Source organism: Roseburia sp. AF22-2LB (assembly GCF_003461125.1).
Lineage (GTDB): Bacteria > Bacillota > Clostridia > Lachnospirales > Lachnospiraceae > Roseburia_C > Roseburia_C amylophila.
The window spans coordinates 428,405-442,758 of the sequence record NZ_QTWM01000002.1 but is presented as its reverse complement, the minus strand read 5'-3'; the positions used below and the strand labels follow the sequence as shown (position 1 = coordinate 442,758).

Annotated in this window: 13 protein-coding genes; all 13 read left to right on the top strand. The window is 41.6% G+C overall.

The window, feature by feature from the left end; translation table 11 throughout:
• The first annotated feature begins 1 nt into the window (after position 1).
• The 13 genes from DWX96_RS04860 (at position 2) to DWX96_RS04800 (ending at position 14,286) form a co-directional block, all read left to right on the top strand.
• Entirely contained in the window at positions 2-1,219 is a 1,218-nt protein-coding gene (locus tag DWX96_RS04860) for an iron-containing alcohol dehydrogenase (RefSeq protein ID WP_118056894.1), read from the top strand.
• Positions 1,220-1,653: 434 nt separating this feature from the next.
• A complete protein-coding gene (gene nrdD, locus DWX96_RS04855) occupies positions 1,654-3,816 on the top strand; it encodes an anaerobic ribonucleoside-triphosphate reductase (RefSeq protein WP_022242420.1) in 2,163 nt (720 codons plus the stop codon).
• Positions 3,817-3,834: 18 nt separating this feature from the next.
• Positions 3,835-4,353 (top strand): anaerobic ribonucleoside-triphosphate reductase activating protein, encoded by a 519-nt coding sequence (gene nrdG, locus DWX96_RS04850; RefSeq protein WP_117698216.1) that lies wholly within the window; start codon positions 3,835-3,837, stop codon positions 4,351-4,353.
• 111 nt (positions 4,354-4,464) lie between these two features.
• Positions 4,465-5,790: an enhanced serine sensitivity protein SseB gene (locus DWX96_RS04845; protein WP_117946718.1), complete on the top strand. Its 1,326-nt coding sequence runs from the start codon at positions 4,465-4,467 to the stop codon at positions 5,788-5,790.
• A gap of 15 nt (positions 5,791-5,805) precedes the next feature.
• On the top strand, positions 5,806-6,393 hold the full coding sequence (locus DWX96_RS04840) for a hypothetical protein (protein ID WP_022242423.1): 588 nt from the start codon (positions 5,806-5,808) through the stop codon (positions 6,391-6,393).
• Positions 6,394-6,461: 68 nt separating this feature from the next.
• A complete protein-coding gene (locus tag DWX96_RS04835) occupies positions 6,462-7,148 on the top strand; it encodes a response regulator transcription factor (RefSeq protein WP_118056893.1) in 687 nt (228 codons plus the stop codon).
• A 22-nt stretch (positions 7,149-7,170) separates the two neighbouring features.
• Complete coding sequence (locus tag DWX96_RS04830; RefSeq protein ID WP_118056892.1) at positions 7,171-8,709, top strand: sensor histidine kinase; 1,539 nt, start codon at positions 7,171-7,173, stop codon at positions 8,707-8,709.
• Between the two features lie 51 nt (positions 8,710-8,760).
• Complete coding sequence (locus DWX96_RS04825; protein WP_117946714.1) at positions 8,761-9,474, top strand: DUF4352 domain-containing protein; 714 nt, start codon at positions 8,761-8,763, stop codon at positions 9,472-9,474.
• 111 nt (positions 9,475-9,585) lie between these two features.
• On the top strand, positions 9,586-10,491 hold the full coding sequence (locus DWX96_RS04820) for a chemotaxis protein (protein ID WP_117698212.1): 906 nt from the start codon (positions 9,586-9,588) through the stop codon (positions 10,489-10,491).
• Between the two features lie 135 nt (positions 10,492-10,626).
• Positions 10,627-12,213 carry a hypothetical protein gene (locus tag DWX96_RS04815; RefSeq protein WP_118056891.1) on the top strand — a complete coding sequence of 529 codons (1,587 nt, stop codon included), beginning with the start codon at positions 10,627-10,629 and terminating at the stop codon, positions 12,211-12,213.
• Between the two features lie 9 nt (positions 12,214-12,222).
• On the top strand, positions 12,223-12,843 hold the full coding sequence (gene hisH, locus DWX96_RS04810; protein WP_118056890.1) for an imidazole glycerol phosphate synthase subunit HisH: 621 nt from the start codon (positions 12,223-12,225) through the stop codon (positions 12,841-12,843).
• Positions 12,843-13,604, top strand: coding sequence for an imidazole glycerol phosphate synthase subunit HisF (gene hisF, locus DWX96_RS04805; RefSeq protein ID WP_022242430.1), 762 nt, complete (start codon positions 12,843-12,845; stop codon positions 13,602-13,604). The genes hisH and hisF overlap by 1 nt, the downstream gene beginning before the upstream one ends.
• A 4-nt stretch (positions 13,605-13,608) precedes the next feature.
• Complete coding sequence (locus DWX96_RS04800) at positions 13,609-14,286, top strand: uracil-DNA glycosylase (RefSeq protein WP_022242431.1); 678 nt, start codon at positions 13,609-13,611, stop codon at positions 14,284-14,286.
• Positions 14,287-14,354 lie beyond the last annotated feature (68 nt).

The window sequence follows — 14,354 nt, the reverse complement described above, 5'->3', positions numbered from 1 at the left end:
AATGCAGAGATTTACATTACCAAGAGATTTATACCACGGCAAAGGTGCATTGGAGGCACTGAAGAACTTCGAAGGAAAGCGCGCAATGATCTGTGTTGGTGGAGGCTCCATGAAACGGTTTGGTTTCCTGGATAAAGCAGAGGCATATCTGAAAGAAGCAGGTATGGAAGTGGAACTGTTTGAAGGAATTGAACCGGATCCATCTGTTGAGACCGTGATGAAGGGTGCTGCCGCTATGGAGAAGTTTCAGCCGGACTGGATTGTAGCAATCGGTGGTGGTTCTCCAATTGATGCTGCGAAAGCAATGTGGATTAAATATGAATATCCGGATATTACCTTTGAAGATATGTGTAAGGTATTTGGAATTCCGAAATTAAGAAAGAAAGCACATTTTTGTGCAATTTCTTCTACCTCAGGAACAGCAACAGAAGTAACTGCATTTTCCATTATTACGGATTATGAGAAGGGAATCAAATATCCGATTGCGGATTTTGAGATTACACCGGACGTAGCAATCGTTGACCCGGAACTGGCAGAGACCATGCCGCAGAAACTGGTAGCCCATACTGGAATGGATGCGATGACACATGCCATTGAAGCGTATGTTTCAACTGCCAACAGTGATTTTACAGACCCGCTGGCACTCCATGCCATTGAGATGATTCAGCATGATCTGATTGATTCCTATAACGGAGATATGGCAAAACGTGATGCCATGCACAATGCCCAGTGTCTGGCTGGAATGGCATTTTCCAATGCACTGCTTGGAATCGTACATTCTATGGCACATAAGACCGGTGCCGCATTTGCCGACTACGGTGCACATATTATTCATGGCGCAGCTAATGCCATGTATCTGCCGAAGGTTATTGCATTTAATGCAAAGGATGAGACTGCAAAGAAACGTTATGGCGTGATTGCAGACTTTATGAAGCTTGGCGGAGAGACACTGGACGAGAAAGTCGCACTTTTAATCCAGTACCTGCGTAAGATGAATGATGACTTGAATATTCCGCACTGTATTAAGAACTACGGACCGGACAGCTATCCGGCTGAGCAGGGCTTTGTACCGGAAGAAGTATTCTTAGAGAGACTGCCTGAGATTGCAGCCAATGCAATTTTGGATGCCTGCACCGGCTCCAACCCAAGACAGCCAAGTCAGGAAGAAATGGAAAAACTGCTGAAATGCTGTTACTATGACACAGAAGTAGATTTCTAAAAAATAGATTAAAAATGAAGTAAGCCCCGTTTCGATATCGCATTGATATTTGAGACGGGGTTTTTACAGTCTGAAAAATGGTTTTACAAAGGTAATACCCCCACAGCACTGCGGGGGTACAAAGGGGAGTTATGAAAATTTATGAAAAAAGTTTTATCAAATAGAGAGACAAGACATTGGGGGATGAACCTGTTCTCTATTGATATTTGTAGTATACCCGGATTTTGTGAAAAATAATTGTCCAGATTATGAAAAAAGCGTTAAATTCTAAAAAAATTTTTCTGAAAAAAATTCACGAATCTTGTATATCCCCCTTGCGTAAAACACAAGATATGGTATACTGTATATGCGTTGAAGAGATTCGACACAAAATCTAGTACAGTTTTGTGCCGATTTTATGCGAATAGACTATTTTTTTATGGGAGAGGATTTCAATGAAAATCATTAAAAGAAGCGGCGCAGAGGCTGTTTTTGACATTTCAAAAATTATTATTGCAATCAATAAAGCGAACCATGAGGTGGTGGAAGCGGAACGATTGACTGCAGACCAGATTAAGGAGATTGCACAATATATAGAGGATTCCTGTAAGGATGCCAACCATGCCCTGAATGTAGAAGATATTCAGGACTTAGTGGAGGATCAGTTAATGGACAAGAGGGCTTTTTCTGTTGCCCGGAAATACATTACTTACCGCTATAAACGTGCCCTGGTACGTAAATCCAACTCTACGGATGAACAGATTTTAAGTCTGATTGAATGTAATAATGAAGAAGTAAAACAGGAGAATTCCAATAAGGATTCAACCGTAAACAGCGTGCAGCGTGACTATATGGCTGGTGAGGTGAGTAAGGATATTACCAGAAGATTCCTTCTCCCGGAGGATATTGTAGAGGCACATGAACAGGGAATTATCCATTTCCATGATGCAGATTATTTTGCACAGCATATGCATAACTGTGATCTGGTAAATTTAGAGGATATGTTACAGAACGGAACCGTTATCAGCGGAACCAGAATTGACAAGCCACATTCGTTCTCTACAGCATGTAATATTGCAACCCAGATTATTGCTCAGGTGGCAAGCTCCCAGTATGGCGGACAGAGTATTTCACTGGCACATTTAGTACCATTTGTCCAGATCAGCCGCGAGAAAATTCATGCAGAGCTGGTGCAGACATTAAAAGAGAGCGATGTGGAACTGAGCGAAGAGAAGATTAACAGCATTGTGGAAAGAAGACTTCATGCGGAAATCGAGCGGGGCGTACAGGTTATCCAGTATCAGGTAGTAACCCTGATGACTACCAACGGACAGTCCCCATTCGTAACCGTGTTCATGTATCTGAACGAAGCAAAGAATGAGCAGGAGAAAAAAGACCTTGCCATGATTATAGAGGAAGTGCTAGACCAGCGTTATCAGGGTGTTAAGAATGAGGATGGCGTATGGATTACACCGGCATTTCCAAAGTTGATTTATGTATTGGAAGAGGATAATATCCATGAGGATTCGGAATACTATTATCTGACCAAGAAAGCAGCAAAATGTACTGCAAAGCGTATGGTTCCGGATTATATTTCTGAGAAGAAAATGAAGGAATTAAAAGATGGCAACTGCTATACCTGTATGGGCTGCCGTTCCTTCCTTACCGTATATCATGATGAAGATGGCAAGCCAAAGTTCTATGGTCGTTTCAATCAAGGCGTGGTAACCTTGAATCTGGTAGATCTGGCATGCTCTTCCGGCGGAGATTTTGAAAAATTCTGGAAGCTATTTGATGAGCGTTTGGACCTTTGCTACCGTGCATTGATGGCACGTCATAACCGCCTGAAGGGAACACCTTCTGATGTGGCACCGATTCTCTGGCAGTATGGAGCACTTGCCCGTCTGAAAAAAGGCGAGACCATAGACAAGCTTTTATATGGTGGATATTCTACTATTTCACTGGGTTATGCAGGACTTTGCGAATGTACCAGATATATGACTGGAAAACCACATACCGACCCGGCAGCAACACCATTTGCCTTAAAGGTAATGCAGCGGTTAAATGATGCCTGCAAGGAGTGGAAAGAGAAAGAAAATATTGATTTCTCCGTATATGGAACACCGCTTGAGTCTACCACCTATAAATTTGCAAAATGTTTACAGAAACGTTTCGGAGTTATTCCGGGTGTTACCGATAAGAATTACATTACCAACAGCTATCATGTGCATGTAACCGAAAATATCGATGCATTTACCAAACTGAAATTCGAATCCCAGTTCCAGGCACTTTCGCCGGGTGGAGCAATCAGCTATGTGGAAGTTCCGAACATGCAGGATAATCTGGATGCTGTTTTATCTGTAATGAAATTCATCTATGAGAATATCATGTATGCAGAGTTAAATACCAAGAGCGATTACTGCCAGGTATGTGGCTATGATGGTGAGATTCAGATTGTAAAAGATGATGATGGAAAATTAGTATGGGAGTGCCCGCATTGCCACAACCGTGATCAGGATAAGATGAACGTGGCAAGACGTACCTGTGGTTATATTGGTTCCCAGTTCTGGAATCAGGGAAGAACCCAGGAAATCAAGGAGCGTGTACTTCACTTATAAAAAGAAAGTGAAAAGAAAATGCATTATTCAGCGATTAAATATAATGATATTGCGAACGGCACCGGTGTAAGAACGGTGCTGTTTGTATCCGGCTGCCGGAACCACTGTAAAGAGTGTTTTCAGCCGGAAACATGGGACTTTAAAAATGGAGAAGAATTTACAAAAGAAGTAGAAGATGAAATTCTTGCATCTTTGGAATCTCCCTATATCAAGGGACTGACTCTTTTGGGAGGAGACCCTTTTGAACCGGAAAACCAGCATGCACTGCTTCCATTTATCAAGCGGGTGCGGACGGAACATCCGGAAAAAGACATATGGGCATATACCGGATATGTACTGGATAAGGATTTGGTACCGGAGGGAAGAAGATATACCGAGGATACGAAAGAATTATTATCCTTAATCGATGTGCTGGTGGATGGCCCTTATGTGGCAGAGCTATATGATATTACATTAAAATTCAAAGGTTCTTCCAATCAGCGTGTCATTGACTGCAGAAAATACAATGAAACAGGAGTCATTGAAGAACTGATGTAAACTGCGTGAAAGATAAAGTAGAATCCGGAAGGATTCTATTTTACTTTATAGCATTTTTATATTAAAATAGAAATAACGTGATTGTTTTAAGGAAAGATATAGGAGAAGAACATGGAAATTAGTAAAGAGCGTAAAGAAGAATTATTAGAGACCCATCTTTTGAATTATGAAATGCCGGATGAACAGGAACTTGCAAAGCTTACTTTAGAGGAACTGGAATTTCTGATTCGTTCTGCAGAAGTACATCATAAGAAGAAAACCTTTGTGGCAGATAACTTTTTAAAGAAGATAGAAGTGTTTAACAAGATTCTGGCAGATAAAATAAAGGGATGCAAAGAGCTTTACTGCGCATGGGACAAGCATACCGGTTACCCGCGTGTTATGGGGGATGGAAGTGTATTAATCTTTTCAACGAAAGAATTTGCCCAAAAGGCAATAGAACATTATAAAGAGCAGAATGTAGAACTGGAATTAAAAGGAATCAGAGGAGACAAGCAGATGTTCTTCTGGGCAAACCTCCACTGGTGGGGTATGGAAGATCTGATACTGGATGTGGGAAGCTATTCCTGCAGATTAAAAAGAGATGACTTGCTTCCACCACCGGATTTTTCCGAGCTTTCCAAAGCGCAGATTCCGGTTGTAAATCCGGCTCTGATTCTTGCAATGGCAAGACACAGACAGATTTTATTTGAAGAAAAGAAAGATGAACAGTGGAAACGTGCGGAGCAGTTCTTATGTGACCGTATGTTAAAAGAGGTAGTCCGCGGGGAATTCTTATGTCCGGTAAAAGTGGTAGAGGACCCGAAGGAAGAAAAGGATGCAGACGGAAAAAAGGGAACAGCCCTTCAGTTTGCATTGTTACAGGATAGCAATGGAGCACAGTGGATGCCGGTGTATACAGACTGGCAGAGTTTCCAGAAGATTTATAATGTAAAGGAATGGAAGGGACAGAAAGTCAGTTTTGACCAGCTGATGAAGATTGCAGGAGAGCGAGATTTTGTAATCAATCCGGGCAGTATGGAACTTCGGGTAGAAGAGAACCGGAAGAAAATTATTATAGGTTATTTCAAACGCTATAAGAGGCAGGAAGCTGAGATGGCATCTGGCAATCTTGTTGAAAAGAAAACGGGTGTATTTGTTGGTGAGCCAATTGCGGAGGCGGATGAACTGAAACAGATACTCAGTGAATATATGAAGAAACAGAAGAATATCAAGAAAGCATATCTGGTAACGAAGATTGAACGTAAGGATGACATTAGTTATTTGCTGGTTGTAGAGTTTAAGGGTGAGAGAAAGAGCGTCTTTGAAGGAATTGCTGAAGCTGTAAAGCCGTCCCTTGGCTATATGCGTCTTGATATGCATGAAGCAGACGAAAAGGCAATGGAGCTGATTGGTGAGGTTGCACCATTTTATAAAAAGACTTTTCTGGGATTGTAAATTGCAGGAGGAAATATGGAACAAAAAGAATTAGATGGCAAAGTCTGGGAAGTAAGTGGATTCGTATTTGAAAATGAAGAACAGGCAAAATTGGCAAAAAAGGAAGTGGAAGGAATCCAGTACATACATGATAATATGAACATGGATAATCCACAGATGGTACAGGAAATCTACCAGAGAATCATGGCTCAGGAATTGTTCCATACACCGATAGGATATGCCTATCTAAAAGAACTGCAGGATTATCTGAAAGGACTGCCCGGGGTGGATGCATCCGAAATACCAGGTATTCCGGTGAAAGATATGGGCTTAGACCTTGACCATGTAGCTGGCAAAGAAAAATCTGGTGAGCACCAGAATGAAAATGCTGATAAAAATTCAGAGGAACAACAGGAAACGAAATTACAGAAGCGCTGCCGCATCTTACTTTCTGTGAATATTGTGCTGATTATCATTGTTATTGCCATGTTTGCCATCAGCCTTACCAGTGGCAGTACCACAATCTTAAATTATGAGACGAAAATCATTAATAAATATGAAGAGTGGGAACAGGAACTGGATGAAAGAGAAGCGGCACTGGATGCTTTGGAAAAGCAGAATTAAATCGCAGAAGAACACAAATTTGACATATTTATCCGTTAAACTATAGAAAAAAGAAGAGGGAAGCAAATATGGAAAAACGTAAAATTCTGGTGGTAGACGATGAAAGCCGTATGCGTAAGCTGGTGAGGGATTTCCTGGTAAAACAGAACTTTGAAGTGTTAGAGGCAGGAGACGGAGAAGAAGCCTTAGACGTATTTTATAAAAATAAAGATATTGCATTGATTATTCTGGATGTTATGATGCCGAAGATGAACGGCTGGGATGTATGCCGGGAAATCAGGGAAAGTTCCAGGACACCGATTATCATGCTGACAGCCAAGAGTGAAGAAAGTGATGAACTTTTAGGATTTGAACTTGGTGTGGATGAATATATCAGTAAACCATTCAGCCCGAAGATCCTGGTGGCAAGGGTAGAGGCAATTTTGCGGAGAACCGGCAATTATACAGAAGATGATGTGCTGGAAGTAGGTGGCATTGTAATGGACAAGGCTGCCCATATGGTAACAATTGACGGCAAAAATATTGATTTGAGCTATAAAGAATTTGAGCTTCTGGCATATTTCATGGAGAATAAGGGAATTGCTTTATCCCGTGAGAAAATTCTGAATCATGTATGGAATTATGATTATTTCGGTGATGCCAGAACCATCGATACCCATGTGAAAAAGCTGCGCAGCAAGATGGGCGAAAAAGGTGATTATATCAAGACAATCTGGGGTATGGGCTATAAGCTGGACATTGATGCACCGCAATAAAATGTGATAAGGTGGAAGATATATGGCAAAGAATAAGAAAAAACAGCATTCCATTACAGCGCAGATTACATTGACTATCGTTGGATTAGTGGCCGGCACGGTATTACTGTGCTGGCTTCTTAATGTTACCCTGCTGGAAGGCTATTATACCCGCTATAAGCAGGAAGTGCTGGAAAATGGGTTTCAGCAGATTAATGCGGCCAGTGAACAGGGAATCTTAAATACATCAGATTATGATATAGATTTTGAAAAAATCTGTTCCAATGGTAACCTGACGATTTTAATTATTACATCCGATGGTACAGTAGTGCGTTCTTCTACCAATGGTGTGGAAAATCTCAGGATGCAGTTTATGGAAATTATCATGGCAAGTGTGCAGAATGATGATATGCATCTTAATATGAAAGTACTGAAAGCAAACGACAATTATGTCATGGGAGAAAAAGAGGATACCAGGCTGGAATCGGATTATCTGATTCTCTGGGGAACCCTGGCAGATGGTAATCTTTTGCTGGCGAGAACTCCATTGGAAAGTATCAAGGAAAGTGCGCAGGTGTCTAATCGTCTGCTGATGGATGTAGGAGTTGTTGCGGTAATAGTGAGTGGTATTATCATTTTTTTTGTTACCCGCCGTATTACTAACCCAATTCTGCGGCTTACAGATATATCCAAGAAAATGGCAGAATTCGACTTTGATGCGAAGTATGAGGTCAAGGGAGATAATGAGATTGAACAGTTGGGCGAGCATATGAATCAGCTATCGGAAATCTTAGAGCGGACCATATCGGAATTAAAGAGTGCCAATAATGAATTGAAGATAGATATCGAAAAGAAGGAACAGATTGACGAGATGAGAAAAGATTTCCTGTCAAATGTTTCCCATGAGCTAAAGACACCGCTGGCACTGATTCAGGGTTATGCAGAAGGCTTACAGGAATGTGTGCAGGACGATCCGGAGAGCAGAAATTTCTATTGTGAGGTCATTACAGATGAAGCAGAGAAGATGAACCGCATGGTAAAGAAACTTCTTACTTTGAATCAGCTGGAATTTGGGAATGATGCTATTGTGATGGAACGGTTTGATATCACCGAACTGATACGTGGAGTAACTGCCAGTAATGCCATTATCTTAGAACAGAAGGGAGCTATTCTGGAATTTAACGAGCAGCCGCTTTTTGTATGGGCGGATGAATTTAAGATAGAAGAAGTTATAACCAATTATCTGAGCAATGCAATCAACCATTTGGAAGGTGAAAACCGGATTAAAATTTCTTATAAATGTAAGCAGGATGTAGTAAGAGTCAGTGTGTTTAATACAGGAAAGCCGATTCCGGAAGAAGACATTGATAATATCTGGATTAAATTCTATAAGGTAGATAAAGCAAGAACCAGAGCTTATGGAGGCAGCGGAATTGGTCTGTCCATTGTAAAAGCAATTATGGATTCCATGCATCAGCAGTGCGGAGTCATTAACCATGAGGATGGTGTGGAATTCTGGATAGAATTAGACACCAGCAATCGCGATGATAACGAGGAAGAACGTGAAATAACTATTGCTTGAAAGCCGGAAAAATGCTAACATGGGAATAGATTGATAAGTTAAGGAGTGCCTATGAGAGACAGAAAGATAAAAACAACGGCATGTGTGCTGTTGGCTGCGTTATTATTAGGCGGATGCGGAGAGCAGCCGATTGAATTAACGGAGCAGGAAGAACAGACAATTGTAGATTATGCAGCACATGTAGTATCAAAGTATAATATAAAGCAGCAGGATGGAATTGTAAGACTATCGAAGAGTGAAGAGACAACAGAGACTGCAGATACCGAGGCTGTGGAACAGCCGGATTCCACTGAGCAGATGCCATCAGAAGGTGGAGATGCAACAGGAACTCCGGAGAATGCGGCATCGGACAACAGTGTGTCCTTAAACGATGCAGTAGCAATACCGGGTATTGATACGCAGTACACCGGTGCGGAATTTGCAACAGCTTATCAGCAGAATTCATCCTATATGGTAGAGCCGGATGCCGGAAATAAATACCTGGTTTTACATTTTCATTTAGAGAATGCTGGAACGGAAGCAGTAGCTTGTGATATGTTAAGCCGCAAGGTGTCATTCCGCGTGACGTTAAATGACAGCGTGGAAGCTGTTGCACAGGTCACAATTCTGTTAAATGACTTTGGAACATATCAGGGAACTATTGAAGCAGGAAGTGGTACAGATACGGTTTTACTCTTTGAGGTGCCGGAAAGTACACCGGAAGATTTGAGTAAAATCTCTCTGGAAGTAGTCGAAAACACGGTACATAAGACCTGTAATCTGTAAAATGGTAAAAATATCTAGAGAATTGTAAAAAAACGGTGCATTTTTATGTGATATTATGTTATAATTCGAAATAGAAATATTCTAAGAAATGACCTTGGGAGGAAAACATAAATGGAGACAAATATTCTGTTAGAAAATGGTACGAACGAACTGGAAGTGCTGGAGTTTACTTTAGGGGATAATCATTACGGAATTAACGTAGCGAAGATTCGTGAGATTTTATCCTATCAGCCGGTAACCCCGGTACCAAATGCACATCCGAGTGTGGAAGGAATCTTTATGCCACGAGATACCATGCTGACGGTAATCAGCCTGAGAAGATGCCTTGGTATGCAGGATGAAGAAGGAAAAGGTTTGTTTATTATCACAAACTTTAATAAATTAAATATTGCATTCCATGTAGATCAGGTTATTGGAATTCATCGTGTCTCCTGGTCAGAGATTATCAAACCGGATGCAACAATTAATGTCCAGGACAAGGGTGTATCAACCGGAGTCATTAAACTGGATGGACAGTTGATTGTTATTCTTGACTTTGAAAAAATTATTTCTGATATCAGTCCGGAAACAGGACTTAAGGTATCTGATGTAGAGCATCTGGAAAATCGTAACCGTAATGATTCCCCGATTATGATCGCAGAGGATTCCCCATTATTAAGTAAATTGATTACAGATTGTCTGAAGAAAGCAGGTTATACCAACCTGAATGTCAATATGAACGGACAGGAAGCATGGGACAAGCTTTGTGCTTATGAGAAAGCCGGCAATGTAAAAGATAAAGTACATTGTATTATTACAGATATCGAGATGCCATTGATGGACGGACACCGGTTAACAAAACTGGTAAAAGAGAACGATAACATGCATGATATTCCGGTAATCATTTTCTCTTCCCTGGTAAATGATGAAATGAGAAGAAAAGGTGAATCACTCGGAGCAGACGCCCAATTGACTAAACCGGAGATTGGAAGTCTGGTACAGGCTATCGACAGACTGATTGACCAGACTGGAAAGTAAGGAAAGAACGCAGACAAAGGGGTGTGATGTTACATCACATCCCTTTCCTTTACGCTGTCCGGCATCTGCTGGGAGATGTTGTGGCAGACCCTGTAAGCAGATATACAGGCAACTTGGATACATGGAGGTATAAATTTGAGTAAGAGTGAAGATTATCTGGACGATTTGCTGAATTCAGTTTCAGATGCTAACAGAAGAAATAATAAGAAGGATATCGAGAATCTGATTCAATCAATGAATGAAGAAGCTGCAAAGCCAAGAGAACGGGAGAAAAAGCCGGTGGAAAAGAAGCACGAGGACTACTCCGGCACAGGATTCCAGCGTGAATTTGAACAGGAGCTGGCAACAGGAGCAGCAGATGATTTCCTGCAGGAATTCGAAATGGAATTAGACGAAGAGGCATCAAATCAGGCAGATATTGATGTCAATGAAGACAAGACATCCGATGTCGAGGAAGCTTCGGAGTCAATCTCATCAGGAACCACAGATATGGCAACAGATGAGTCTGCAGCATCAGATATGATGGAAGATGTGAATGATATCATGGATGCGGTCCGGAAGAAGGTTGGAGATTCCGGAGAGGAAGAACACCCGGATACGTCGAAAACACCAGAAGATGATGCTTCCGGGGAAGAAGAGACGCTGGGCTTCTTTGATACGCCGGATGAAGATTCGGCGGCGGAGATACCGGAAGCATCAAAGACAGAATCTGAGGAAGAGGAACCACTTCTTTCAGAAGATGATGATGCCATTAATCTTATGGATATGTTATCTGGAGATGCTGACTTATCCGATATCGGCGATTTGCTGAAAGCAGATGAAAATGGAGAAGAATTAGAGCATTCAGAAGATGAGGACAGTGAGGTCCAGGATGAATTTGAACGCCTTGGAAGTATCGAAGAATTAAAGGATTTAAAGGAAGCAAAGGAAAAGAGAAAAAAACAGGGATTCTTCAGTAAAATTATGTCCGTTTTATTTGGACCGGATGAAGAAGAGGATGATACAAAGATTGCAGAAGATGACAGCCTTGGCAGCATTTCATCTGAGAACAGAGAAATCTTAAAAGAGATGGATGCAGACGAGGGAGCCGGTAAGAAGGGCAAGAAAGAGAAGAAAAAGAAAGAGAAAAAAGAAAAGAAGGAAAAGGCGAAGAAGGAGAAGGCGCCAAAGGTAAAGAAAGAGAAGCCTCCAAAAGAAATAGACCGTACGCCACCTCTTCCGAAGAAGCCGGTTATTCTGATTTTTATTATGGCACTTTCCCTTCTAATCTTGATTTTGCTGGGAAGCTCCAATTTACAGTATGGGCAGGACATGCAGCAGGCAAAGGATGATTTTGCAAGCGGCTCCTATGTAACAGCATTCCAGACCGTAGCCGGTTCTTATGTAAAGGGAAAAGACGAGAATTTCTATAAGAAGGCACAGGTGCTGGCTTCCATACAGAGCGAATATCAGTCTTATGAGAGCTTAAGCGGAATCAATGAAAATGAAATGGCTTTGGATGCGTTGATTCGTGGATATGGCAGATGCGTAGATGGCGCAGACCTGGCTCAGGAATATGAGATAACAGACGAAATGGCAGGACTGAAGAATCAGATTTTGCAGCAGTTATCAGACCATTTTGGTGTATCAGAGGAAAAGGCAGCAGAATTGCATGCGATGACAAAGAGAACAGATTATACAAAGGCAATTCAGGGGATACTTGCAGCAGCAGGACTGGAATAGGAGAACATTATGATAGCAATTATTGACTATGATGCAGGAAACTTAAAGAGTGTGGAAAAAGCATTGGCATATCTGGGTGAGGAAAGCGTAATTACAAGAGATTTTCATACCATTGAACAGGCAGATAAGGTGATTTTACCGGGCGTTGGTTCTTTTGGTGTGGCAATGGATAATCTGAAACGCTATGAACTGGACAAGGTCATCCATGAAGTCTGTGAAAGAAAAGTGCCATTCCTTGGAATCTGCCTCGGACTTCAGTTAATGTTTGAAGGAAGCGAAGAGTCAGAAGGAGTAGAGGGACTTGGGCTTTTAGAGGGAAAAATTGTGCGGATCCCAGATACCTATGGGCTGAAAATTCCGCATATCGGTTGGAATTCCCTGCATTTACAGAATAATGGAAGACTGTTTCAGGATGTGCCGATGGATGCCTATGTATATTTCGTGCATTCTTATTATTTACAGGCAAAGCATGAAGAAATCGTAAAAGCAACTACAGAATATGGAGTCACTATTCATGCATCTGTGGAGCAGGACAACATCTTTGCCTGCCAGTTCCACCCGGAGAAGAGCAGCTCCGTTGGACTGAAGATACTTAAGAACTTTGCGTCATTACAGGGAGGTGTGAAATAATGTTTACCAAGAGAATTATTCCATGTCTGGATGTCAATGATGGAAGAGTTGTAAAAGGTGTGAACTTTGTGAATTTAAGAGATGCCGGTGACCCGGTGGAAATTGCGGCAGCCTATGATAAAGCCGGAGCAGATGAAGTGGTATTTCTGGATATTACAGCATCTTCGGATAACCGTAATACAGTAGTAGATATGGTAAGACGTGTAGCGGAAAATGTATTTATTCCATTTACCGTAGGCGGAGGAATCCGCTGTGTAGAAGATTTTAAAGTGCTGCTTAGGGAAGGTGCAGACAAGATTTCTATTAATTCTTCTGCAATTAATACACCACAGTTAATCAGTGATGCGGCAGACAAATTCGGAAGTCAGTGTGTGGTTGTTGCCATTGATGCGAGAAGAAGAGAAGATGGCAGCGGTTGGAACATTTATAAAAATGGCGGAAGAATTGATGTAGGTATTGATGCGGTAGAATGGGCAATGAAAGTCGAGAAGCTTGGAGCCGGAGAAATTCTTTTGACCAGTATGGACTGTGATGGCACGAAAGCCGGTTACGATTTGGAACTGACCAGACAGATTGCAGAAAATGTATCTATCCCGGTCATTGCTTCCGGTGGAGCCGGAACGAAAGAACATTTCTATGAAGCGTTGACAGAAGGTAAAGCAGATGCAGCACTGGCAGCATCATTATTCCATTATAAAGAACTTGAAATTATGGACCTTAAGAATTATCTTGCAGGTCGCGGGGTATCAGTAAGGAGATAAAACTATGGCAATGATTACCAATGACTGGCTGGACAGTGTATCTGCCGAGTTTAAAAAGCCATATTACAGAGATTTATATGATTTTGTAAAAAAAGAATACAGCACCCATGTGGTATATCCACCGGCAGATGATATCTTTAATGCCTTGCACTTAACACCGCTTTCAGAAGTAAAGGTGCTGATTTTGGGACAGGATCCATACCATAATGAACATCAGGCACATGGCCTTAGTTTTTCCGTACTGCCGGATCAGAAAGAGATTCCACCATCTTTACAGAACATCTATAAAGAACTACAGGATGACCTTGGCTGCTATATCCCTGACAATGGTTATCTGGAAAAATGGGCAAAGCAGGGTGTATTATTATTGAACACGGTTCTGACCGTCCGTGCACATCAGGCGAACTCCCATCAGGGCAAAGGATGGGAGCATTTTACGGATGCCATTATCCAGGCGGTCAATGCCCAGGATCGACCAGTTGTCTATATGCTGTGGGGCAGACCGGCACAGAGCAAAATTCCGATGCTTACCAATCCGAAGCATCTGATATTAAAAGCACCTCATCCAAGCCCGCTTTCGGCATACCGTGGTTTCTTCGGATGCAAACATTTCTCACAGGCGAATGCATTTTTAGAAGAGCATGGAGTAGCACCGATAGACTGGCAGATTGAGAATTTGTAGGATGGATTTTAATGTTGACTTGATACCAATAATGTTGAATAACAAAGCATTGCAGGATTTAATAGGTT